Origin of the sequence: Pseudomonas sp. 21615526, assembly GCF_013386245.1 — a bacterium.
Classification (GTDB): Bacteria; Pseudomonadota; Gammaproteobacteria; order Pseudomonadales; family Pseudomonadaceae; genus Aquipseudomonas.
In genome coordinates this window covers 103379-126564 of the sequence record NZ_JACAOM010000015.1, presented here as the reverse complement: position 1 = coordinate 126564, position 23186 = coordinate 103379, and the positions used below count along the sequence as shown (strand labels likewise).

Below are 23186 nucleotides of genomic sequence, written 5' to 3'. Positions count from 1 at the left end.
AATGGCCATGACGACGAATGTAATCAGCCTGGTGTCCATCGGTGCCCACCCGACTTCCGGCCGTCCACGCCGGGCCGAGCAAGACGCGCGCGCAGTGGAACTGGGCCTGCAACTGGCTGGGGATAACCTGCAAGTGCTGCACGCCGGCGACATCGGCGAACCCACCCTGCGCGCTTACCTGGGCATGGGCTTGCCGCAGTTGCACGTGCTTGAACAACCGGCCGGGGCAGACGCCTTGCCGGTGCTCGGCGACTATCTGCGGGACGCGGGCGCCCAAGTGGTGCTCACCGGCAGCCAGGCGGAAACCGGCGAAGGCTCGGGGATGTTGCCGTTCCTGCTGGCGGAACAACTGGGTTGGCCGCTGATTGTCGGCCTGGCCCAGGTGGAATCCATCGAAGGCGGTGTGGCCCATGTGCTGCAGGCCTTGCCTCGCGGCCAACGGCGGCGGCTGAAGGTGCGCCTGCCGTTTATGGCCACGGTGGATAACGCGGCGCCCAAGCCACGGCAAAGCGCCTACGGCCCGGCGCAACGCGGTGAGCTGACGGCCCATGACGTCGAGGTGTTGGAGGATGAGTTATTCACAGGCGCTGTATTGCAGCCGGCCAAGCCTCGGCCCAAGCGCCTCAAGGTGATCAAGGCCAAAAGCGGTGCCGACCGGATGAAGGCTGCAACGGCCAAGGCCAGCGGCGGCGGTGGGCAGGTGCTCAAAGGCGTGAGCCCGGAGGCGGGCGCTGAAGCCATTCTTAAATTGCTTATAGAAGAAGGTGTAGTGCGCTGATCCACTGTGGGAGCGGGCTTGCTCGCGAAGGCGGTGTGTCAGGTAACTCATGTACCGACTGATCCGCCGCTTTCGCGAGCAAGCCCGCTCCCACACTATTTTGCGGCGATTGTGGCTTTACCCACAATCCCTGTTAACCCACCTGTGGATAACCTGTTCGCGGCTGTCCACACCCCATGCAAATCAAGCCCTCCAGCTCTCTGTACGAAAAATAACCAACCTAACTGACGGTTTTTCCTTGGGTTTTTCTGTGGATAAGGAAAATGCCCGGGACAGACTTGCCCCCAAAGTCTGTTGGTGCTTCTGTGGATAAGATGTTCGCTATCCGCTGTAGGCCATATAACGCGTGGCTTACAGTGCGTTGATTAAAATGTAACCAATATCGCTATTCCGGCTGGTTTTTGCTTTCAAAGCCGCGATTTTGCTCGGTTTAAGCCGGTTTTCCACAGATGGCCCAAAGTTGCCCCCAAAGTCTGTTGGCGCTTCTGTGGATAAGGTGTTTGCGTTCCTCTGTAGCCCATGCAGGACGTGGCTTTCAGGCTTTAGGTCAAAAAATGATCAATTTGGGATAAAACCGGTGCCTTTGAATAAGTCACGGATTTTCTTGGTTTTATTTCGACGGGAAAGCGCAGTTGCCCACAATTGCTGTGGGTGGCTTTGTGGATAAGTTGTTGGGCAATGGCTGGAAGGCAGGAAAGCAGGGGTCTGTCAGAGACCTGGCTGTTTTTTGTACAGTTCAGGTCCCTGTCACTGTATGGCTTACTCGTGGACCGCGACGCCTTTCAGATACGGCGCTGGCGCCGCCCCCAGGTTGCTCAGCATCCGCTCGCTGTACCAGTCCACAAAGTTGACCACACCAAACTCATAGGTCTTGGAGTACGGACCTGGCTGGTACGCGGTGGAGTTGATGCCGCGCTGGTTCTCTTCGGCCAGGCGACGGTCCTGGTCGTTGGTGGCGTCCCACACTTTGCGCATGCGCTCGACGTCGTAGTCCACACCCTCTACGGCGTCCTTGTGCACGATCCACTTGGTGGTGACCATGGTTTCCTGGGCACTGATCGGCCACACGGTGAACACGATGATGTGGTCGCCCATGCAGTGGTTCCACGAGTGCGGCAAGTGCAGGATGCGCATCGAGCCCAGGTCCGGGTTCTTGATGCGGCCCATCAGCTTGTTGCAGCCTTGCTTGCCGTCGAGGGTCATCGACACGGTGCCCTTGAGCAGCGGCATGCGCACGATGCGGTTACGCAGGCCGAAGCTGGCGTGGGCGTAAGGGATCTTTTCGGCATCCCAGGCGGCGGCGGAGGCGGCCACGTGGTCCTTGAAGGCCTGGTCGGCCCGCGGGTCGGTGACGTCGTCCCATTCAAGCAGGGTTTTCAACAGTTCCGGGTGCGACGCGTTGCAGTGGTAGCACTCGCGGTTGTTTTCCAGCACCAGCTTCCAGTTGGCTTTTTCAAACAAGGTGGTCTGGATCGCCACCTTGGTGTTCTCCATGTCGTAGGGTTCCATGTAGTGGCTCAAGGTCGACAGGAAGTCGTCGATGGCCGGCGGGTTCTCCGACAGGCTGATAAAGATGTAGCCACCGGCGGTCTTCACATTCACCGGCTTGAGGCCGTATTGCTTCATGTCGAAGTCGGCGCCCATTTCGGTACCGGCGAACAGCAGGCGGCCGTCCAGTTCATAGGTCCACTGGTGGTAATGGCACACCAGCTTGGCGACCTTGCCCTTGTCGCTGGTGCACAAGCGCGAACCGCGGTGGCGGCACACGTTATGGAATGCGTGCACCACACCATCGGCGCCACGGATCACGATGATCGGGTTCTTGCCCACTTGCAGGGTGATGTAGTTGCCCTTGGCGGGGATCTCGCAGGTCATGCCGGCGATCAACCACTCTTTCTGGAAAATTTCCTGCATGTCGATATCGAACAGCCGTTCATCAGAGTAAAACGGCTGCGGCAGCGAAAAGGTCCGCTCGCGTTCTTGCAGCATTTGCGCAGTGGCCTTGCGTGCGGGTTCCAGCGGATCGCCCAAGCTTAAGGTTGCGGTGACGTCCATCGTGTGTGTCCTCATGGCCATTCTGTGTGGCCGGCGAATAGTGGCTAGGTTTTGCAGCAAGGCGTAAAGAAAGCGTCTTTGTTGGGAGCGAGTGTGGGCCCCACAACGGCCAGAACCTTATCCATGAACGACATGGCCCACTCTGTTCCCGACGCGCAACCCCCGTGGTATGGGGGCTGGTCGCGATAAGTATGTGAATGTCGCAGATAGGTAAATGGGTGATTCGCTCGTTACGCAGAATCGCCACCATAAGGCCGATCACACGGCTATGGAGAACAGCATGTCCAACAGCTTCCTGAACCCGGTAACAACCCAGACCTGGGCCAATGGTCGGCACATCGTCCGTTGCGTCAAAGTCATCCAGGAAACCTGGGACGTGCGCACCTTCTGCTTTATGGCCGACCAGCCGATCCTGTTCTTTTTCAAGCCCGGGCAGTTCGTCACCCTGGAGCTGGAAATCGACGGCCAGCCGATCATGCGTTCGTACACTATTTCCAGTTCGCCGTCGGTGCCTTACAGCTTTTCGGTGACCATCAAGCGCGTGCCGGGCGGCAAGGTGTCCAACTGGTTGCATGACACGCTGCATGAAGGCCAGGAGCTGGCGGTGCACGGGCCGGTGGGGTTGTTCAATGCCATCGACTTCCCGAGCCCGAAAGTGCTGTACCTCAGTGGTGGTGTCGGTATTACCCCGGTGATGTCCATGGCGCGCTGGTTCTACGACACCAACGCCAACGTCGACATGACGTTTATCCACAGCGCCCGCTCGCCAAAGGACATCATTTACCACCGCGAGCTGGAGCATATGGCGTCGCGGATTGATAACTTCAGCCTGCACCTGATTTGCGAGAAACACGGCCTGGGTGAACCCTGGGCCGGTTATCGCGGTTACCTCAACCACAAGATGCTCGAACTGATGGTGCCGGACTTCCTGGAGCGGGAAGTCTTCTGTTGCGGCCCGACGCCTTACATGAACGCGGTAAAGCGCCTGCTGGAAGCCGCCGGCTTCGACATGAGCCGCTACCACGAGGAATCCTTTGGCGCGACGCCACCGGAAGCCCGGGCCGACGCGGTGGAACAAGCCGAACAAGCGGCGGATGCACCGGAGATCGACCTGGCGGACCTGCATCAGGTGGAATTCATTGCCTCTGGCAAGAGCATCCGCGTGGCACCGGGCGAGACTGTTCACGCAGCGGCGGCCAAGCTTGGCCTGCTGATTCCGAAAGCTTGCGGCATGGGGATCTGTGGGACGTGCAAGGTGCTGAAGCTGGGCGGGGAGGTCGAGATGGACCACAACGGCGGGATCACCGAGGAAGACGAAGCCGAGGGTTACATCCTGTCGTGCTGCAGCGTGCCGAAGGGTGATGTGCGCATCGAGTTCTAATGATCGTTCCCACGCTCCGCGTCGGAATGCCTCCTTGGACGCTCCGCGTCCCGCTGTGTGACGCGGAGCGTCACGGGCTGCATTCCCACGCAGAGCGTGGGAACGATCAGGCCCAGCCCTGAATCTCGATCAGGCCGTCCGGTCCTGCATAGTTACGGACGTTGGAATACCGCCAGCTCGGCCAAGTCCACACAACCCCGCTTCACAGGAATCGATCGTTCCCACGCTCCGCGTGGGAATGCCTCCTTGGACGCTCCGCGTCCCGCTGTGTGACGCGGAGCGTCACGGGCTGCATTCCCACGCAGAGCGTGGGAACGATCAGGCCCAGCGTTGAATTTCAATCAGGCTATCCTGTCCCGCATAGTTGCGGGCGCTGGAATACCGCCAGTGCTCGGCCAAGTCCACACAACCCCGCTTCACAGGAATCGATCGTTCCCACGCTCCGCGTGGGAATGCCTCCTTGGACGCTCTGCGTCCCGCTGTGTGACGCGGAGCGTCACGGGCTGCATTCCCACGCAGAGCGTGGGAACGATCAGGCCCAGCGCTGAATTTCAATCAGGCCATCCTGTCCTGCATAGTTGCGGGCGCTGGAATACCGCCAGTGCTCGGCCAAGTCCACATAACCACGCTTCACAGGGTTGTGGTGAATGTAATCAAGCTTTTGGCGCATCACCGCTTCGCTGTACACCAACTCGGCGTGTGACCCCTCTTGCCATAGCTGATAAATCCGGTCCGTTTTATGCGCCCGTTTGCTGAAACGCAAACGCTGCAACACTCGCTCCGCTCCTCGTTTCTGCAGGTCGTCAATGATGGTTCGAGCGGTGAAGGATTTGAACTGGCTGACACATTTACCCAGGTCAGGTGCTTGAGCGACGAAGTGCAGATGGTTTTCGAGAACGACGTAGCCGTAGAGATTGAAATGTTCGTGGGTTTGTTGATATCGCCAGCAACTCAATAGGTGGCCGACAAGGTAGTCGCGGGTAAATAGCGGTGTCCATTCCATGACAGTGCATGTCAGGAAGTGTGGTTTTTCAGGTTCGGTAATGGTGTAGCGGCTTCTGCCCATCAATTCGTCCTTGAACCGTGGTGTGGCCTGGACGCGGAGCGTCCGGGGAGGCGTTCCCACGCAGAGCGTGGGAACGATCAGTTAGAGGTTATTGGGCATAGATATGCACGACGAAGTGCTGGCCGGATGCTGTCAGTTCATAGACCTTGTCAGTGATCCGCAATGTCCTCGTCGGTTCGCTGATGGTGTCACCGATTTTCGCGGATTTTCTGAATTCGTCCCAGTCGATGACCGTAGTGCTGATAGTGCCTTCGCCTAGCAAGTTGTTTCCGTAGCGTTGCGCTTCCATGGTATTGCCCTCTGCTGGATTTCCGTTTCCGGCCGATTATTCGGCTGGCGGTTAGTCCCGAAAGGCGGCCTTTTCCTTCCGGGTTCCAAGAGGCTAGTCAATGAAAACGAAGTTGGTTGCTGTCAGAAATATCAAAAAACAGTCTCGGCCTTTCGCCATTATCTGAGGGGCTGATGCCTACTTCAGGCGCTCATCACTTCCCGAATATCGGCGGCTAATTCTCTTACGCGCTCTTCCTCGGTATCCCACGCGCACATGAACCGCGCGCCGCCTTTACCGATGAAGGTGTAGAAGCGCCAGCCCTTGGCCGTCAGCGCGGCAATTGCCGGTTCCGACAGTTGCAGGAATACGCCGTTGGCCTGGACCGGGAACATCAACTCCACACCCGGAATATCCGCCACCAGGTTGCTGAGCAATTGTGCACAGTGGTTGGCGTGGCGGGCGTGTTTGAGCCAGGCGTCGTTTTCCAGCAGGCCCACCCACGGGGCGGAGAGGAAGCGCATCTTTGAGGCAAGCTGCCCGGCCTGCTTGCAGCGGTAGTCGAAGTCTTCGGCCAGCTTGTGGTTGAAGAACAGGATCGCTTCACCCACGGCCATGCCGTTCTTGGTGCCACCAAAGCACAGCACGTCGACCCCGGCTTTCCAGGTCAGGTCGGCCGGCGAGCAGCCGAGGAATGCGCAGGCGTTGGAGAACCGTGCGCCGTCCATGTGCAGGTTCAGCCCCAGTTCCTTGCAGGTGACGCTGATGGCGCGGATTTCTTCCGGGGTGTAGACGCTGCCGACTTCGGTGGCCTGGGTCAGGGTCACGACGCGGGGTTTCGGGTAGTGAATGTCCTGGCGCTTGAGGGCGATCTCGCGGATCGACTCCGGGGTCAGCTTGCCGTTTTCGGTGCGGGCGGTGAGCAGCTTGGAACCGTTGGAGAAAAACTCCGGCGCGCCGCATTCGTCGGTTTCGACGTGGGCGGTTTCCGAGCAGATCACGCTATGGTAGCTCTGGCACAAGGAGGACAGCGCCAGGGAGTTGGCTGCGGTACCGTTGAAGGCGAAGAACACTTCACAGTCGGTTTCGAACAGTTTGCGGAAACCGTCGGCGGCGCGGTGGGTCCATTCATCATCGCCATAGGCGCGTTGATGGCCCTGGTTGGCGAGTTCCATGGCGGCCCAGGCTTCCGGGCAGATGCCGGAATAGTTGTCGCTGGCGAATTGTTGGCTCTTGTCGGTCATGGCCCAGTCCTGTGGTCGATGTTGGTGCGCACTTTACCCAAGATTGTCGGGCGGGCGCACGCACTGTTAATGCAAAGTCATTGGGGAATTATGCACGGTTCTGAAAGCGTTCCTGTAAGCCGCGTCCGCGATGGCGCCCTGGACCTGCTCAAGTGGCTGGCGCTGCTGAGTATGGTGCTGGACCACCTGCGGTATGTCGGTTTGAGCCTGGACGGGCTGTATGTGCCGGGGCGCCTGGCGTTCCCGTGGTTTTGCCTGGCGATCGCGGCGAATTTGCATCGGGTCAAGGACGCGCCGGTGACGGGGCAGTGGCGCTATCTGGGCTGGTTGCTGCTGTTCAGTGTGGTCAGTGAAGTGCCGTACCGGATGTTCATCGACGACGCCGACACGCTGAACGTACTGCCGACCCTGGCGCTGGGTTTGCTGGTTGCCCGGGGATGGCAGCAGAAGACGGTTATTGATCGAGGATTGGCGTTGATCGCGCTGGTTTTGGCGGGGTTGTTTTCGGCTCAGTTGATGTTCGGGTTTTTTGGTGTGCTGCTGCCGTTGGCGATGCTGCTGGTGTTTCGCCGGCCGTGGTACTTCAGCGTGCTGCCGGGTGTGGTGTGCCTGGCTGCCAACCAATGGCAGGTCCTGCTCGACAGCGGCACGCTGGTGGCGATGCTGGGATTGGCGACATGCCTGATTGCGCCGCTGGCCGGATTGGTCTTGTTGCGACATGCCGGGCAGGTATCGCCACCGGCCATGCGGCGCTGGGCGTATGCGCTTTATCCGGCGCATTTCCTGCTGCTGCTACTGGTCCGCAAGATCATCGCCTAACCCCTGTGGGAGCGGGCTTGCTCGCGAAAGCGGTGTGTCAGGCTGCACCTATATTGGCTGGCCCACCGCATTCGCGAGCAAGCCCGCTCCCACATTTGTTCTGTGTTGCTCCGGCCATGTCGTAAACGCACCTTTGCGTGGCGTCCATAGGCATTTGACCTCTCTGCGCCAGCCCTACCATCGCATCAAAGGGCCCCTCCGTCGTGCGGCGGCCCCAACAATACGATTGGCGCACCGCCGCCGCTGGGAGAGACGCGATGTTCAGCAAGCAAGACCAGATCCAGGGTTATGACGATGCACTGCTGGCGGCCATGAATGCCGAGGAGCAGCGCCAGGAAGATCATATCGAGCTGATCGCGTCAGAGAACTACACCAGCAAGCGTGTCATGGAAGCCCAGGGCAGCGGCCTCACCAACAAGTACGCCGAAGGATACCCGGGCAAGCGTTACTACGGCGGCTGCGAACATGTGGACAAGGTTGAAGTGCTGGCCATCGAGCGTGCCAAGCAGCTGTTCGGTGCCGATTACGCCAACGTGCAGCCGCACTCCGGTTCGTCCGCCAACAGTGCGGTGTACCTGGCGCTGTTGAACGCCGGCGACACCATCCTCGGCATGAGCCTGGCCCACGGCGGCCACCTGACCCACGGCGCCAAAGTGTCGTCCTCGGGCAAGCTGTACAACGCGGTGCAATACGGCATCGACACCAATACCGGGCTGATCGACTACGACGAAGTCGAGCGCCTGGCCGTGGAGCACAAGCCGAAGATGATCGTGGCGGGTTTCTCCGCCTACTCCAAGACCCTGGATTTCCCGCGCTTTCGCCAGATCGCCGACAAGGTCGGTGCGCTGCTGTTCGTCGACATGGCCCACGTCGCCGGCCTGGTGGCCGCCGGTCTGTACCCGAACCCGCTGCCCTACGCCGATGTGGTCACCACCACCACCCACAAGACCCTGCGCGGTCCACGTGGCGGGTTGATCCTGGCCAAGTCCAACGAAGAAATTGAAAAGAAACTCAACTCTGCGGTATTCCCGGGCGCCCAGGGCGGCCCGCTGATGCACGTGATCGCCGGCAAGGCGGTGTGCTTCAAGGAAGCCCAGGAACCAGGTTTCAAGGCCTATCAACAGCAAGTGATCGACAACGCCCAGGCCATGGCCGGCGTGTTTATCAAGCGCGGCTACGATGTAGTGTCCGGCGGCACCGATAACCACCTGTTCCTGGTCAGCCTGATCCGTCAGGGCCTCACCGGCAAAGACGCGGATGCCGCCCTCGGTCGCGCTCACATCACCGTCAACAAGAACGCCGTGCCCAACGACCCGCAGTCGCCCTTCGTGACCTCGGGCCTGCGTATCGGCACGCCGGCGGTGACCACACGCGGCTTCAAAGTGACCCAATGCCTGGAGTTGGCCGGCTGGATCTGCGACATCCTCGACAACCTCGGCGACGCCGATGTGGAGGCCAACGTCGCCAAGCATGTGGCCGCCCTGTGCGCTGATTTCCCGGTTTATCGCTGAGCGCGGTTTTGGAGTAATGACTATGCAACGCTACTCGGGCTTCGGCCTCTTCAAGCACTCACTCAGCCACCACGAAAACTGGCAGAAGATGTGGCGCACGCCCACCCCGAAAAAGGTCTACGACGTGGTCATCGTCGGCGGCGGCGGGCATGGTCTGGCGACGGCTTACTACCTGGCCAAGGAACACGGCATCACTAATGTGGCGGTGGTCGAGAAAGGCTGGCTGGGCGGCGGTAACACCGCGCGCAACACCACCATCGTGCGGTCCAACTACCTGTGGGACGAGTCGGCGCACCTGTACGAACACGCGATGAAACTCTGGGAAGGTTTGTCCCAGGATTTGAACTACAACGTGATGTTCTCCCAGCGTGGCGTCTACAACCTGTGCCACACCCTGCAGGATATCCGTGACTCCGAGCGTCGCGTCAGCGCCAACCGCCTCAACGGTGTGGACGGCGAACTGCTCAACGCCAAACAAGTGGCCGATGAGATTCCGTACCTCGACTGCTCCAAGAACACTCGCTACCCGGTCATGGGCGCCACCGTGCAACGGCGCGGCGGCGTGGCCCGTCACGATGCCGTGGCCTGGGGCTTTGCCCGCGCCGCTGACGCACTGGGCGTGGACCTGATCCAGCAGACCGAAGTCATCGGTTTCCGCAAGGAAAACGGCGTGTGCATCGGCGTGGAAACCAACAAGGGTTTCATCGGCGCCAAGCGCGTCGGCGTGGTGACGGCGGGTAACTCCGGCCACATGGCTTCGCTCGCGGGCTTCCGCCTGCCGATCGAATCCCACCCGCTGCAAGCACTGGTGTCGGAGCCGATCAAACCGATCATCGACAGCGTGATCATGTCCAACGCCGTGCACGGTTACATCAGCCAGTCCGACAAGGGCGACCTGGTGATCGGCGCCGGTATCGACGGCTACAACGGCTATGGCCAGCGCGGCTCGTACCCGGTGATCGAGCACACCATCCAGGCCATCGTCGAGATGTTCCCGGTGCTGTCCCGCGTGCGCATGAACCGCCAGTGGGGCGGCATCGTCGACACCACGCCGGATGCCTGCCCGATCATCTCCAAGACCCCGGTCCCGAACATGTTCTTCAACTGCGGTTGGGGCACCGGTGGTTTTAAAGCGACTCCAGGCTCAGGCAACGTATTTGCCGCGAGCCTCGCCAAGGGTGAAATGCACCCGTTGGCTGCACCTTTCTCCATCGACCGTTTCCACAACGGTGCGCTGATCGACGAACACGGCGCTGCGGCCGTCGCCCACTAACAGGAGAAATTCCCTATGTTGCATATCTTCTGTCCTCACTGTGGCGAACTGCGCTCCGAAGAGGAATTCCACGCCTCCGGCCAAGCGCACATCCCGCGCCCACTGGACCCGAACACCTGCACCGACGAGGAGTGGGGCGACTACATGTTCTTCCGCGACAACCCGCGCGGCCTGCACCACGAACTGTGGATTCACGCCGCCGGTTGCCGCCAGTATTTCAACGCGACCCGCGACACCGTGACCTACGAAATTCTTGAAACCTACAAGATTGGCACCAAGCCGCAATTCACCGCCAAGGCTTCTGGAGAGAAGGTATGAGCCAGATCAATCGCCTGTCTAACGGTGGCCGCATCGACCGCAACAAAGCCCTGAGCTTTACCTTCAACGGCCAGAGCTACAAAGGCTTTGAGGGCGACACATTGGCCGCTGCATTGCTGGCCAACGGCGTCGACATCATCGGTCGCAGCTTCAAGTATTCCCGCCCGCGCGGCATCTTCGCCGCCGGTGCCGAAGAGCCGAACGCGGTGCTGCAGATCGGCGCCACCGAAGCCACGCAAATCCCCAACGTGCGCGCCACGCAACAGGCGCTGTACCAGGGTTTGGTCGCCACCAGCACCAACGGCTGGCCGAGCGTGAACAACGACATGATGGGCATTCTCGGCAAGGTCGGCGGCAAGCTGATGCCGCCGGGTTTCTACTACAAAACCTTCATGTACCCGCAATCGTTCTGGATGACTTACGAGAAGTACATTCGTAAGGCAGCCGGTCTTGGCCGCTCGCCGACCGAGAACGATCCGGACACCTACGACTACATGAACCGTCATTGCGACGTGCTGATTGTGGGCGCGGGCCCTGCCGGCCTGGCGGCTGCGTTGGCCGCCGCCCGCAGTGGCGCCCGGGTGATCATCGCGGACGAGCAGGAAGAGTTCGGCGGCTCCTTGCTGGATTCCCGCGAAAGCCTCGATGGCAAGCCGGCGGCTGAATGGGTCGCCAGTGTTATTGCGGAACTGAAATCCCTGCCGGACGTGGTGCTGCTGCCTCGCGCCACCGTCAACGGTTACCACGACCATAACTTCCTGACCATTCACGAGCGCCTCACCGACCACCTCGGTGACCGTGCGCCGATCGGCCAGGTGCGTCAGCGTATCCACCGGGTTCGCGCCAAGCGCGTGGTGTTGGCCACTGGTGCGTGCGAGCGTCCGCTGGTGTACGGCAACAACGACGTACCGGGCAACATGCTGGCGGGAGCGGTCTCCACTTACGTGCGTCGCTACGGCGTGGCACCGGGCAAGAAGCTGGTGCTGTCCACCAACAACGATCACGCCTACCGCGTGGCGCTGGACTGGTTCGACGCCGGCCTCAGCGTTGTCGCCGTAGCCGATGCCCGCCACAATCCACGGGGCGCGCTGGTTGAAGAGGCGCGTGCCAAAGGCATTCGCATCCTCACCGGCAGCGCCGTGATCGAGGCCCGTGGCAGCAAGCACGTCACTGGCGCCCGTGTTGCGGCCATCGATGTCAAAGCTCATAAAGTCACCAGCCCCGGCGAGTGGCTGGAGTGCGACCTGGTCGCCAGCTCCGGCGGCTACAGCCCGGTGGTCCACCTGGCCTCGCACCTGGGCGGCAAGCCGACCTGGCGTGAAGACATCCTCGGTTTTGTACCGGGCGAAGCACCGCAGAAACGCGTGTGCGTCGGTGGCATCAATGGCGTCTACGGCCTCGGCGATTCCCTGGCCGACGGTTTTGAAGGTGGCGTGCGCGCTGCCAGCGAAGCCGGGTTTGCGCCGGTGGAAGGTACGCTGCCAAAAGCCTTGAACCGCCTGGAAGAACCGACCCTGGCGCTGTTCCAGGTACCTCACGAGAAAGCTACCGCACGGGCGCCGAAGCAATTTGTCGACCTGCAGAATGACGTCACCGCGGCCGCCATCGAACTCGCCACCCGCGAGGGTTTCGAGTCGGTGGAGCACGTCAAGCGCTACACCGCACTGGGCTTCGGCACTGACCAGGGCAAGCTCGGCAACGTCAACGGCCTGGCCATCGCGGCCCGTTCGCTGAACGTGACCATCCCGCAGATGGGCACCACCATGTTCCGTCCCAACTACACGCCGGTGACCTTCGGCGCGGTAGCAGGCCGGCACTGTGGGCACATCTTCGAGCCGGTGCGCTACACCGCGCTGCAAGCCTGGCACGTGAAAAACGGCGCCGAGTTTGAGGACGTCGGCCAGTGGAAACGCCCATGGTATTTCCCGCGCAACGGTGAAGACCTGCACGCCGCGGTGAAGCGCGAATGCCTGGCCGTGCGTGACAGCGTCGGCCTGCTGGACGCGTCCACCCTCGGCAAGATCGACATCCAGGGCCCGGATGCCCGCGAGTTCCTCAACCGTATCTACAGCAACGCCTGGACCAAGCTCGACGTGGGCAAGGCCCGCTACGGCCTGATGTGCAAGGAAGACGGCATGGTCTTCGACGACGGCGTGACTGCCTGCCTCGCCGACAACCACTTCCTGATGACCACCACCACCGGCGGCGCAGCGCGCGTGCTGCAGTGGCTGGAAATCTACCAGCAGACCGAATGGCCAGACCTCAAGGTGTACTTCACCTCGGTCACCGACCACTGGGCAACCATGACCTTGTCCGGCCCCAACAGCCGCAAGCTGCTGAGCGAAGTCACCGACATCGACCTGGACAAGGACGGCTTCCCGTTCATGACCTGGAAAGAAGGCCTGGTAGGCGGCGTGCCGGCACGGGTGTTCCGGATTTCGTTTACCGGTGAGCTGTCGTACGAAGTCAACGTGCAGGCCGACTACGCCATGGGCGTGCTCGAGAAAATCGTCGAGGCCGGCAAGCAGTACAACCTGACCCCGTACGGCACCGAAACCATGCACGTGCTGCGGGCCGAGAAGGGTTTCATCATCGTTGGCCAGGATACCGACGGCTCGATGACCCCGGACGACCTGAACATGGGCTGGTGTGTAGGCCGCACCAAACCGTTCTCGTGGATTGGCTGGCGCGGGATGAATCGCGAAGACTGTGTGCGTGAAGACCGCAAGCAGCTTGTCGGACTCAAGCCGATTGACCCGAACGTGTGGCTGCCGGAAGGCGCGCAACTGGTGTTCGACACCAAGCAGACGATCCCGATGAAGATGGTCGGCCATGTCACCTCCAGTTATGCCCACAACTCCCTCGGTTATTCGTTTGCCATGGGCGTGGTGAAGGGCGGCTTGAAGCGCATCGGCGAGCGGGTGTTTGCACCGCTGGCGGATGGCAGCGTGATCGAGGCGGAGATTGTTTCTTCGGTGTTCTTCGACCCTAAAGGCGACCGACAGAACATCTGACACCTGATCGTTCCCACGCTCCGCGTGGGAATGCATCCCGGGGCGCTCTGCGCCCCAAGAGCGGACGCAGAGCGTCCATGGCGGCATTCCCACGCAGAGCGTGGGAACGATCAAATTCAACACAGGTGCTTTATGACAGCAGCCAATGTTTACCAACAACGCCCCACCTCCGGAGCCAAGGCCGAGTCGTCGCTGCACCATGCCGACCTCGCCAGCCTGGTAGGCAAGGGCCGCAAGAATACCGGCGTGACCGTGCGTGAAAAGAAACTGCTGGGCCACCTGACCATTCGTGGCGATGGCCATGACGCAGCCTTCGCCGCCGGTGTGCACAAAGCCTTGGGTATCGAATTGCCCGGTGCCCTGCAAGTCATCGTCAAGGGCGAGACCAGCCTGCAATGGCTCGGTCCGGATGAGTGGTTGCTGGTAGTGCCAGGCGGTGAGGAATTCGCCGCCGAGAAAAGCTTGCGTGAGGCGCTGGGTGATTTGCATATCCAGGTCGTCAACGTCAGCGGCGGCCAGCAGATTCTCGAACTCAGCGGCCCGAACGTGCGCGATGTGCTGATGAAATCCACCAGCTACGACGTGCACCCCAACAGCTTCCCGGTGGGCAAGGCGGTGGGCACGGTGTTCGCCAAGTCGCAATTGGTGATTCGCCATACTGCTGAAGACACCTGGGAGCTGGTGATTCGTCGCAGCTTCTCGGATTACTGGTGGCTGTGGTTGCAGGATGCGGCGGCTGAGTATGGTTTAAGCGTCCAGGCCTGATCGTTCCCACGCTCCGCGTGGGAATGCATCCCGGGACGCTCCGCGTCCCAAGAGCGGACGCAGAGCGTCCATTGCGGCGTTCCCACGCAGAGCGTGGGAACGATCAAGGAGTCACGAATAATGAGCCGCGTACCCGATACATGGATTTTGACCGCCGACTGCCCCAGCGTGCTCGGCACGGTGGACGCGGTCACTCGCTACCTGTTCGAGCAGGGCTGCTACGTCACTGAGCACCACTCCTTCGATGACCGGCTCTCGGGCCGGTTCTTCATCCGCGTGGAGTTCCGCCAGCCTGACGGTTTTGACGAACAAGCCTTCCGCGATGGCCTGGCCACCCGTGGCGAAGCGTTCGGCATGATCTTCGAACTGACCGCGCCGAACTACCGGCCGAAAGTGGTGATCATGGTCTCCAAGGCCGATCACTGCCTCAACGATTTGCTCTATCGCCAGCGCATCGGCCAACTGTCGATGGACGTGGTCGCCGTAGTCTCCAACCACCCGGACCTCAAGCCCCTGGCCGACTGGCACCAGATTCCCTATTACCACTTTCCCCTGGACCCCAACGACAAGCCGTCGCAGGAGCGCCAGGTGTGGCAGGTGATCGAAGAGTCCGGCGCCGAGCTGGTGATCCTTGCGCGCTACATGCAAGTGCTGTCGCCGGAGCTGTGCCGCAAGCTCGATGGTAAAGCCATCAACATCCACCACTCCCTGCTGCCCGGTTTCAAGGGCGCCAAGCCGTATCACCAGGCTTACAACAAGGGGGTGAAACTGGTGGGCGCCACTGCGCATTACATCAATAACGATTTGGACGAAGGCCCGATCATCGCCCAGGGCGTGGAGGTGGTGGACCACAGTCACTATCCGGAAGATTTGATTGCCAAGGGACGGGATATCGAAGGCCTGACCCTGGCCCGGGCCGTGGGGTATCACATTGAGCGGCGGGTGTTCTTGAACGCCAATCGGACAGTGGTGCTCTGATGGACGCCTTCGCGAGCAAGCCCGCTCCCACATTCGACCGCATTTCAAAGGTAGGACTCGGTCAACTGTGGGAGCGGGCTTGCTCGCGAAGAGGCCCTTACTAACAACGCAAAAACAGCATCTGTACCCGAGCACTTAAACGCGCTGCCTGCCTGGGCAACGCGGTTCCATAAAAACAACAGCGAGGTGAAAGCATGTCTGGTAATCGTGGTGTCGTGTATCTCGGCAACGGCAAGGTCGAAGTACAGAAAATCGACTATCCCAAAATGCAGGACCCCCGTGGCAGGAAGATTGAGCACGGCGTCATCCTGCGCGTGGTCTCCACCAACATCTGCGGCTCCGACCAACACATGGTGCGCGGCCGCACCACTGCCCAGACCGGCCTGGTCCTGGGCCACGAAATCACCGGCGAAGTGATCGAGAAGGGCAGCGACGTCGAGAACCTGAAGATCGGCGACCTGGTGTCGGTGCCGTTCAACGTCGCATGCGGCCGTTGCCGTTCCTGCAAAGAGCAGCACACCGGCGTGTGCCTGACCGTCAACCCGGCCCGTGCCGGTGGCGCCTACGGCTATGTCGACATGGGCGACTGGACCGGTGGCCAGGCCGAATACGTGCTGGTGCCTTACGCCGACTTCAACCTGTTGAAACTGCCGGACCGCGACAAGGCCATGGAGAAAATCCGCGACCTGACTTGCCTCTCCGACATCCTGCCCACTGGCTACCACGGTGCAGTCACTGCGGGCGTTGGCCCGGGCAGCACGGTCTACATCGCCGGTGCCGGGCCTGTGGGCCTGGCAGCTGCCGCCTCCGCTCGCCTGCTGGGCGCTGCGGTGGTGATCATCGGTGACGTCAACCCGATCCGCCTGGCCCACGCCAAGGCCCAGGGTTTTGAAATTGCCGACCTGTCGAAAGATACCCCGCTGCACGAACAAATCGCTGCGTTGCTGGGCGAGCCGGAAGTGGATTGCGCCGTCGATGCCGTGGGTTTCGAAGCGCGTGGCCATGGTCATGAAGGGGCCAAGGCAGAGGCTCCGGCCACCGTGCTCAACTCGTTGATGGGCGTGGTGCGGGTGGCTGGCAAAATCGGTATTCCGGGCCTGTACGTGACAGAAGACCCGGGTGCCGTGGATGCCGCTGCAAAAATGGGCAGCCTGAGCATTCGTTTCGGCCTGGGCTGGGCCAAGTCCCACAGCTTCCACACCGGGCAAACCCCAGTGATGAAGTACAACCGCCAACTGATGCAGGCGATCATGTGGGACCGTATCAACATTGCCGACATCGTCGGTGTGGAAGTCATCAGCCTGGATGACGCGCCACGCGGGTACGGTGAGTTCGATGCGGGCGTGCCGAAGAAGTTTGTGATTGATCCGCACAAGTTGTTCAGCGCGGCTTAAATCGCGGGCAAATATAAAGGCGACCTCAGGGTCGCCTTTTTTGCATCTGCGGTTGGGTGGGAGAATCAGCGAATCGCCAAAGCCCCCTGATACACCGTTGGCCCCGTCGGCTGCTTGCTCACCGAGCCGCCCTTGGTTTCCGAGCTGACCATCAGTGTCACCGGCTTGCTGATCGACTCCTGCTGGCGAGGGTTGATGCCGATAATGCCTTTGCCGTCTTCCGGCAACAGGCCCAGTGACACTGGCGTGCCGTCAGCCGGAACCGCCCACAGCTCCAGGCTTTGGTCCGGAGCCGGTGCGGTGGCGGCAATCGGCTGCACTTCGAGGTAATCCTTGTGGGCCACGATTTGCGTGGCCGGTTGCTGGGTGGTGTTCACCAGCAATGCGGCAGCCTTGACGCTGTCCTGGGTGTAGAGGGCGCCGCCGACGCCTGCCACTATCACCAAACAGGCGCCGACGAACAGGCGTGGGCGGTTCCAGAATGAAGGCTTGTGCTCAATCACTTGGGGGTTGATCGCAGTCATTAGGCTCTTCCTGACATGTTTTGTAGTCTTTAATGGACCCGGTTAACGGCGATCGGTTCCTCATCCGTCGTATTGAGCCTCGGATCAGAGTGATGCCAATTGGCCCTGATACAGCACCGGCCCGGTGGGTTGTCCGGTCGGCGAGCCCCCCTGAGGCTCAAGGCTCACTGCCAGGGTCAGCGGCGCCGTCAGCAGCGCCTGGTGTTCTTTGCTCAACTGGATTCGGCCGTTACCCGACACCGGCAACAACCCCAGGGAGATGGGTTTGCCGCCTGCCGGGATTGCCCACAGTTCCAACGCGCGGGCCGGCTCCACGGCCGCCAGGGTCAGCGGTTCCACTTGCAGGTGATCCGCGTAGGCCTGGATCTTCAGCGCCGGCTGCTGATCAGCCGCCACCAGCGTGGCGTTGTACTCCACCCCAAGATCGCGCTGGTACAACACACCCACCAATACCGCGATCACCACCCCGCACGCCGCTACCAGCAAGCGCAGGTTCATCCAGAACGGTTTCTTCGCCGGCATATGCAGCACTTGCGGCTCAATGCGCGCCTTGATCCCTTCCCATACGTGGTCCGGCACCGGCCGTTCAGGCAGCGGCCCGGTGAGGCTGGCGAGGGCATCCTGCCAGTGCCCGAGTTCGACGCGCAGCGCCGCGTCATCCCGCAGCAGCGCTTCAAAGCGCCGGCGGGCGGTGGCAGGCATCAGCCCGATGGCGTAGTCAGCCGCCAGGGCGCGGCGCAGGGCGGTGGTCTGGTAGTTCATGATTCAAGGCACCTGCGCAAGCGCTCCATGCCGCGGCGAATCCAGGATTTGACCGAGCCCAGGGGCGCGGCCAGATGTTCGGCCAATTCCGAGCACGACAAGCCCTGGAAGTAAGCCACGGTGATCGACTGGCGCTGCATGCCTTCGAGGCTGTCGAGGCAGCGGTTCAGGGCGAGGGCTTCACGCTCGCTGTCGAGCTGTTCATGGGCGCTGGGGCTTTCGTCGGCCGTGGCGTCCTCCTGGCCTTCGTTCAAGGGTTGTTCGCGGTGTTTGCGCAACTGGTCGATCGCCAGGTTGCGGGTGATATTGACCATCCAGGTCATGGGCGCCGACAGATGGGCCTCATAGCGTGAGGCGTTGTACCAGATGCGCACGAAGCTTTCCTGCAACACCTCCTCGGCCAGCTCCTTGCGACCCATGAAACGCAAGGCAACACCGTGCAAACGCGGGGAAACGCTGCGATAGAGCGTTTCGAACGCCTGGCGATTACCCAGTGAACACTGGGTCAGCAATTGCCGTAGCTGATCTGCATCGTGGGTCGAAATAGGGCTTCTCCAGGCGCTTGCAACAGGGCGATGGGACGGCGCACGGTAAAGAGGGCAGGCTGAGGTTAGTCCAGCTTGGGCATTCATTCCATCGACCTCCGTGCGGCTCGTGGTGGATATACGCAGCGCAAGGCGCATCGGATGCAGTGGTTTTCTGAACTAATCTGCAGGGAGGGAACAATCCTTCGGCGTACCCAGTCAAACTCCTGCTTTTTGCGCTTACTTTCAGAGGTTGTCTTGATGAAGATTTCACGCGGTTTTGCCCTGTCCTGCCTGTTGACCGTGGCGGCCAGCCCGGTATTTGCGGCAGGTTTCAGCCTCGGCGACGTGGCCAATGCCGTGTCCGGTGCACAAGGTGGCGACAAGGCAGCAGCGGCTGCACCCACTTCACAGACCGCTGGTCTGCTGCAGGCACTGACCTCGCAATTGAACGTGACCCCTGAGCAGGCCGTTGGTGGTACCGGCGCAATGCTGGGCCTGGCCAAGAATAAATTGGGCGGCGGTGATTACTCGCAACTGACCAAAAGCGTACCGGGCCTGGACAAGCTCTCCGGCAGCAACTCCCTGGGCAGCCTCGGCGCCCTGAGCGGCATGCTCGGCCAGAGCGGCGGCAGCAAGACCTCGGGCCTGGATGGCGTGTTGGGTAACGTGAAAAACACCAACGACCTGAACACTGCGTTCAGCGCGCTGGGCATGGACAGCGGGATGGTGGGCCAGTTTGCGCCGGTTATCCTGAAATACCTGGGCGGCCAGGGCGCCAGCGAATCGGTGCTGGGCAAACTGGCTTCGGCCTGGGGCACTGGCGGCTAAGGCCGCTCCGCGCGCAGTTGGGCGATGCGCGCATCCTTCTCCATCCAGAGCTGGTTGACCCAGTTCTGGACGGTCTGGCGAAACGCCGGATCGTTCTCGTAATCCCCCTGCCACAACGCCGGATCCAGCTCTCGGGTACGGATATCCACGATCACCTTCGGCACCGCACCACTGATCAAGTCCCAGAAGCCCGGAATGTTTTCCTGTGGATAAACCACGGTGACGTCGAGCACCGCATCCAGCTGTTCACCCAACGCCGCGAGCACGAACGCCACGCCACCCGCCTTGGGCTTGAGCAGGCGCTCGAAGGGTGAAGCCTGCTGTTTGCGCTTGGCCGGGGTGAACCGCGTGCCTTCCAGGTAATTCACCACGGTGACCGGCTGGCGCTTGAACAACTCGCAAGCCTCTTTGGTGATTTTCAGGTCCTGGCCTGCCAGTTCAGGGTGCTTGGCCAGGAATGCCTTGCTGTAGCGCTTCATGAACGGGTAATCCAGCGCCCACCAGGCCAGGCCCAGGAAGGGTACCCAGATCAGTTCCTTTTTCAGGAAGAACTTGAAGAACGGCGTGCGCCGGTTGAGGGCCTGGATCAGTGCGGGGATGTCGACCCAGGATTGATGGTTGCTGATCACCAGGTAAGAAGTGTCACCCCGCAGGTCGCCGCCGCCGCGAATGTCCCATTGGGTAGGGATGCACAGGGCGAAGATCAGCTTGTCGATCTCGGCCCAGGTTTCGGCGATCCACATGACGGCCCAGGACGCATAGTCACGAAAGCGACCGGGGGCCACCAGCTTGAGCAGGGCAAACACCATCAGCGGCCCGAACAGCACCAGGGTGTTGAGCAACAGCAGCAATGTGACGAAACAGCCGGTGAGCAGGCGGCGCATAAGTAACTCTTGGAATCATTTTTGGCCCGCCATGATAAGCAGCTTGGGCCTGGAGACCAAATCGCAAATAAGCTTACGAATGTTTCACAGCGGGCTGGGTATGCTCTGTGATCTAACTAAGCAGCGAATTTGCAGTCTAGAATTGGCCCACTTATTTCAAGGAAACCTCCTACGTGAAATCCATCCTTGCCCTGCTAACGCTGGTGGCCTTGCCTGTCATGGCCGCCGAGCCGACCCTTTACGGTCGCTACGAATACATCCAACTGCCGGAAATCGGTGAGACCTTCAAGGCCAAGATGGACACCGGCGCGCTGACCGCCTCGCTGTCGGCCCGGGACATCGAGACCTTCACCCGTGATGGCGACGACTGGGTACGCTTCCGCCTCGGCGGCAAGGACGCCACCAACAAGGTGTACGAGCACAAGGTTTCGCGCATCAGCAAAATCAAGAGCCGCGCCGACGAAGATGACGACAAGGACGAAGCCACCGTGGCCAAGCGCCCGGTGATCGACCTGGAAATGTGCCTGGGCAACGTCAAGCGCACCGTCGAGGTCAACCTCACCGACCGCAGCAGCTTCAACTACCCGCTGCTGATCGGCGCCAAGGCCCTGCGTGAATTCGGCGCTGCGGTAAACCCGGCCCGCCGTTACACTGCGGACAAACCGGACTGCTGACGGAACACCATGGCGCATATCCTGATTGTCGAAGACGAAGCGGCTATCGCTGACACGCTGATTTTCGCCCTGCAAGGCGAGGGCTTCACCACCACCTGGTTGAGCCTCGGCCAGGCGGCGCTGGCCCATCAGCGGCAAACCCCGGCGGACCTGGTCATCCTCGACATCGGCCTGCCGGACATCACCGGCTTTGAAACCTGCAAGCAACTGCGGCGTTTCAGCGAAGTACCGGTGATGTTCCTCAGCGCCCGGGACGGTGAGATCGACCGCGTGGTGGGTCTTGAGATCGGCGCTGACGACTATGTAGTCAAGCCGTTCAGCCCGCGGGAAGTGGCAGCGCGGGTACGGGCCATTCTCAAGCGCGTGGGCCCCGGTGCTGCTCCGGCGGTGTTCCAGGTGGACCTGGAGCGCATGCAGATCAGTTATCGCGGCCAGCCCCTGAGCCTCACTCGCCATGAATTCCGTCTGCTGCACAGCCTGCTGGAGCAACCCGAGCGGGTGTTCAGCCGCGAGCAACTGCTGGATGCGGTGGGCGTGGCGGCGGACGCAGGCTACGAGCGCAATATCGACAGCCATATCAAAAGCGTGCGCAGCAAATTGCGCGCGGTGGCGCCCGAGGCGGAGCCCATCCAGACCCACCGTGGCCTGGGCTACAGCTACAGCCCGGGCAACAGCTGATGCGCCTGGGGATTCGGTTCTTCCTGGTGTACGCATTGTTTATCGGCCTGACCGGCTACTTCGTACTCAGCACCGTGATGAAGGAAATCCGCCCCGGCGTGCGCCAGTCCACCGAGGAAACCCTGGTGGACACCGCCAACCTGCTGGCGGAAATCCTGCGCGACGATGTGAAGAACGGCACCCTCGGCCAGAGCCACTGGCCCGAACTGCTCAAGGCCTACGGTGAGCGTCAGCCCGGCGCGAATATCTGGGGCCTGCCGAAAAACCAGGTCAACCACCGCATCTACGTCACCGACGCCAAGGGCATCGTGTTGCTGGACTCCACCGGCGAGGCGGTGGGCGAGGACTATTCGAAGTGGAACGACGTGTACCTGACCCTGCGCGGCGAATACGGTGCGCGCTCGACCCGCAGCGAACTGGACGACCCTGCCTCATCGGTGATGCACGTCGGCGCGCCGATCCGCGATAGCGGGCAGATCATCGGCGTGGTCACTGTGGCCAAGCCCAACAGTTCACTGCAACCCTATGTGGACCGCACCGAAGACCGGCTGCTGTGGTACGGCGCCGGGCTGGTCGCCCTGGGCTTGCTGTTTGGTGCGCTGTTGTCGTGGTGGTTGAGTGTCGCACTGCGCCGGCTGACGGCGTATGCCCAGGCGGTGAGTGAAGGCCGGCGTGCCGAGTTGCCGCACTATCGCGGCGGTGAACTGGAGCAGTTGTCCACCGCCGTGGAACACATGCGCACCCAGCTGGAAGGCAAGGCGTACGTCGAACGTTATGTGCACACCCTGACCCACGAATTGAAAAGCCCGCTGGCGGCGATTCGTGGTGCGGCGGAGCTGTTGCAGGGCGACATGTCCCGTGACCAGCAGCAGCGTTTCGTGAGCAATATCGACAGTGAAAGTGCGCGCTTGCAGCAGTTGATCGAACGCCTGCTGAACCTGGCGCAGGTGGAGCAGCGCCAGGGCCTTGAGGACCAGGCCAGCCTGTCGTTGGCGGCGCTGGTGGACGAAGTGCTCAGGGCTCAATGTGCGCGCATTGAAGGCGCCGGGTTGCAGGTCGAGCAGGCGATTGACGCGGATCTGCAGGTGTACGGCGAGCCGTTCCTGCTGCGCCAGGCACTGGGTAACCTGCTGGAAAACGCACTGGATTTCACACCGCCCGGTGGCACATTGCGGTTCAGCGCCAAGGCCTTGGATGACGGGATCGAATTCACCCTGTTCAACCAGGCCGAAGCCATTCCCGAGTACGCGTTGCCGCGCCTGAGCGAGCGCTTCTATTCCCTGCCGCGCCCGGCCAGCGGGCGCAAGAGCACCGGCCTTGGGCTCAATTTTGTCGAAGAGGTGATGAAGCTGCACGGCGGCTCATTGCAGATCGGCAACGTGCCCGGCGGCGTGCAGGTAAAACTGCATCTCCACACAGTCTCCACATTCCCTTCATAAATCCCC

Annotated in this window: 22 protein-coding genes and 1 pseudogene; 14 read left to right on the top strand and 9 right to left on the bottom strand. The window is 61.3% G+C overall.

Features of this window, described 5'->3' with window-relative positions; translation table 11 throughout:
* Nucleotides 1-7: 7 nt before the first annotated feature.
* Complete coding sequence (locus HX786_RS06750; protein WP_102370063.1) at nt 8-778, top strand: electron transfer flavoprotein subunit beta; 771 nt, start codon at nt 8-10, stop codon at nt 776-778.
* 759 nt (nt 779-1537) lie between these two features.
* On the opposite strand, the gene gbcA is transcribed toward HX786_RS06750, so the two are convergent.
* Nucleotides 1538-2833: a glycine-betaine demethylase subunit GbcA gene (gbcA, locus tag HX786_RS06745; RefSeq protein WP_003216945.1), complete on the bottom strand. Its 1296-nt coding sequence runs from the start codon at nt 2831-2833 to the stop codon at nt 1538-1540.
* Nucleotides 2834-3113: 280 nt separating this feature from the next.
* Between gbcA and gbcB the strand changes: the two genes are divergently transcribed.
* The gene (gbcB, locus tag HX786_RS06740) at nt 3114-4214 is read left to right on the top strand and encodes a glycine-betaine demethylase subunit GbcB (RefSeq protein WP_008430657.1); all 1101 of its coding nucleotides are present in this window, start codon (nt 3114-3116) and stop codon (nt 4212-4214) included.
* A gap of 318 nt (nt 4215-4532) precedes the next feature.
* Here gbcB and HX786_RS06735 read toward each other — a convergent pair.
* The 4 genes and pseudogenes from HX786_RS06735 to HX786_RS06720 form a co-directional block, all read right to left on the bottom strand.
* Nucleotides 4533-4607: pseudogene (locus tag HX786_RS06735) on the bottom strand (transposase); the annotation flags it as partial.
* A 139-nt stretch (nt 4608-4746) separates the two neighbouring features.
* The gene (locus tag HX786_RS06730; RefSeq protein WP_008434329.1) at nt 4747-5280 is read right to left on the bottom strand and encodes a hypothetical protein; all 534 of its coding nucleotides are present in this window, start codon (nt 5278-5280) and stop codon (nt 4747-4749) included.
* Nucleotides 5281-5368: 88 nt separating this feature from the next.
* Nucleotides 5369-5569: a hypothetical protein gene (locus tag HX786_RS06725; protein WP_003209176.1), complete on the bottom strand. Its 201-nt coding sequence runs from the start codon at nt 5567-5569 to the stop codon at nt 5369-5371.
* Nucleotides 5570-5751: 182 nt separating this feature from the next.
* Entirely contained in the window at nt 5752-6792 is a 1041-nt protein-coding gene (locus HX786_RS06720; RefSeq protein WP_087694760.1) for a low specificity L-threonine aldolase, read from the bottom strand.
* Between the two features lie 90 nt (nt 6793-6882).
* On the opposite strand from HX786_RS06720, the gene HX786_RS06715 reads away from it, so the two are divergent.
* From HX786_RS06715 to fdhA, 8 genes are all read left to right on the top strand, one after another.
* Nucleotides 6883-7611: a TraX family protein gene (locus HX786_RS06715; protein ID WP_178911860.1), complete on the top strand. Its 729-nt coding sequence runs from the start codon at nt 6883-6885 to the stop codon at nt 7609-7611.
* A 257-nt stretch (nt 7612-7868) separates the two neighbouring features.
* Nucleotides 7869-9122, top strand: a complete 1254-nt coding sequence (gene glyA / locus HX786_RS06710) for a serine hydroxymethyltransferase (RefSeq protein ID WP_008434333.1) — start codon at nt 7869-7871, stop codon at nt 9120-9122.
* 22 nt (nt 9123-9144) lie between these two features.
* On the top strand, nt 9145-10395 hold the full coding sequence (locus tag HX786_RS06705) for a sarcosine oxidase subunit beta (protein ID WP_003209185.1): 1251 nt from the start codon (nt 9145-9147) through the stop codon (nt 10393-10395).
* 15 nt (nt 10396-10410) lie between these two features.
* On the top strand, nt 10411-10713 hold the full coding sequence (locus HX786_RS06700; protein ID WP_003209187.1) for a sarcosine oxidase subunit delta: 303 nt from the start codon (nt 10411-10413) through the stop codon (nt 10711-10713).
* Nucleotides 10710-13727 (top strand): sarcosine oxidase subunit alpha, encoded by a 3018-nt coding sequence (locus tag HX786_RS06695; RefSeq protein ID WP_178911859.1) that lies wholly within the window; start codon nt 10710-10712, stop codon nt 13725-13727. The genes HX786_RS06700 and HX786_RS06695 overlap by 4 nt, the downstream gene beginning before the upstream one ends.
* 132 nt (nt 13728-13859) lie before the next feature.
* Nucleotides 13860-14492 (top strand): sarcosine oxidase subunit gamma, encoded by a 633-nt coding sequence (locus HX786_RS06690; RefSeq protein ID WP_178911858.1) that lies wholly within the window; start codon nt 13860-13862, stop codon nt 14490-14492.
* Nucleotides 14493-14612: 120 nt separating this feature from the next.
* Nucleotides 14613-15470 (top strand): formyltetrahydrofolate deformylase, encoded by an 858-nt coding sequence (gene purU / locus HX786_RS06685; protein ID WP_003209192.1) that lies wholly within the window; start codon nt 14613-14615, stop codon nt 15468-15470.
* 194 nt (nt 15471-15664) lie between these two features.
* On the top strand, nt 15665-16864 hold the full coding sequence (gene fdhA, locus HX786_RS06680; protein ID WP_003209194.1) for a formaldehyde dehydrogenase, glutathione-independent: 1200 nt from the start codon (nt 15665-15667) through the stop codon (nt 16862-16864).
* 65 nt (nt 16865-16929) lie between these two features.
* On the opposite strand, the gene HX786_RS06675 is transcribed toward fdhA, so the two are convergent.
* From HX786_RS06675 to HX786_RS06665, 3 genes are all read right to left on the bottom strand, one after another.
* Nucleotides 16930-17388, bottom strand: a complete 459-nt coding sequence (locus HX786_RS06675; protein ID WP_003209196.1) for an anti-sigma factor domain-containing protein — start codon at nt 17386-17388, stop codon at nt 16930-16932.
* An 84-nt stretch (nt 17389-17472) separates the two neighbouring features.
* Nucleotides 17473-18150, bottom strand: a complete 678-nt coding sequence (locus HX786_RS06670; protein ID WP_087694755.1) for an anti-sigma factor domain-containing protein — start codon at nt 18148-18150, stop codon at nt 17473-17475.
* Nucleotides 18147-18782 (bottom strand): sigma-70 family RNA polymerase sigma factor, encoded by a 636-nt coding sequence (locus HX786_RS06665; protein ID WP_178911857.1) that lies wholly within the window; start codon nt 18780-18782, stop codon nt 18147-18149. The genes HX786_RS06670 and HX786_RS06665 overlap by 4 nt, the downstream gene beginning before the upstream one ends.
* 153 nt (nt 18783-18935) lie before the next feature.
* On the opposite strand from HX786_RS06665, the gene HX786_RS06660 reads away from it, so the two are divergent.
* Nucleotides 18936-19505: a DUF2780 domain-containing protein gene (locus HX786_RS06660; RefSeq protein ID WP_003209203.1), complete on the top strand. Its 570-nt coding sequence runs from the start codon at nt 18936-18938 to the stop codon at nt 19503-19505.
* On the opposite strand, the gene HX786_RS06655 is transcribed toward HX786_RS06660, so the two are convergent.
* Nucleotides 19502-20389: an acyltransferase gene (locus HX786_RS06655; RefSeq protein WP_003209204.1), complete on the bottom strand. Its 888-nt coding sequence runs from the start codon at nt 20387-20389 to the stop codon at nt 19502-19504. The two genes, HX786_RS06660 and HX786_RS06655, sit on opposite strands and share 4 nt — an antisense overlap.
* Before the next feature lie 173 nt (nt 20390-20562).
* Here HX786_RS06655 and HX786_RS06650 point away from each other — a divergent pair, with 173 nt between their 5' ends.
* From HX786_RS06650 to creC, 3 genes are read left to right on the top strand one after another with little or no spacing between them, the layout of a single operon-like run.
* The gene (locus HX786_RS06650; protein WP_003209205.1) at nt 20563-21063 is read left to right on the top strand and encodes an ATP-dependent zinc protease; all 501 of its coding nucleotides are present in this window, start codon (nt 20563-20565) and stop codon (nt 21061-21063) included.
* Nucleotides 21064-21072: 9 nt separating this feature from the next.
* Nucleotides 21073-21741, top strand: coding sequence for a two-component system response regulator CreB (creB, locus tag HX786_RS06645; RefSeq protein ID WP_003209207.1), 669 nt, complete (start codon nt 21073-21075; stop codon nt 21739-21741).
* On the top strand, nt 21741-23180 hold the full coding sequence (creC, locus tag HX786_RS06640) for a two-component system sensor histidine kinase CreC (protein WP_177116631.1): 1440 nt from the start codon (nt 21741-21743) through the stop codon (nt 23178-23180). Before creB ends, creC begins: the two co-directional genes overlap by 1 nt.
* Nucleotides 23181-23186 lie beyond the last annotated feature (6 nt).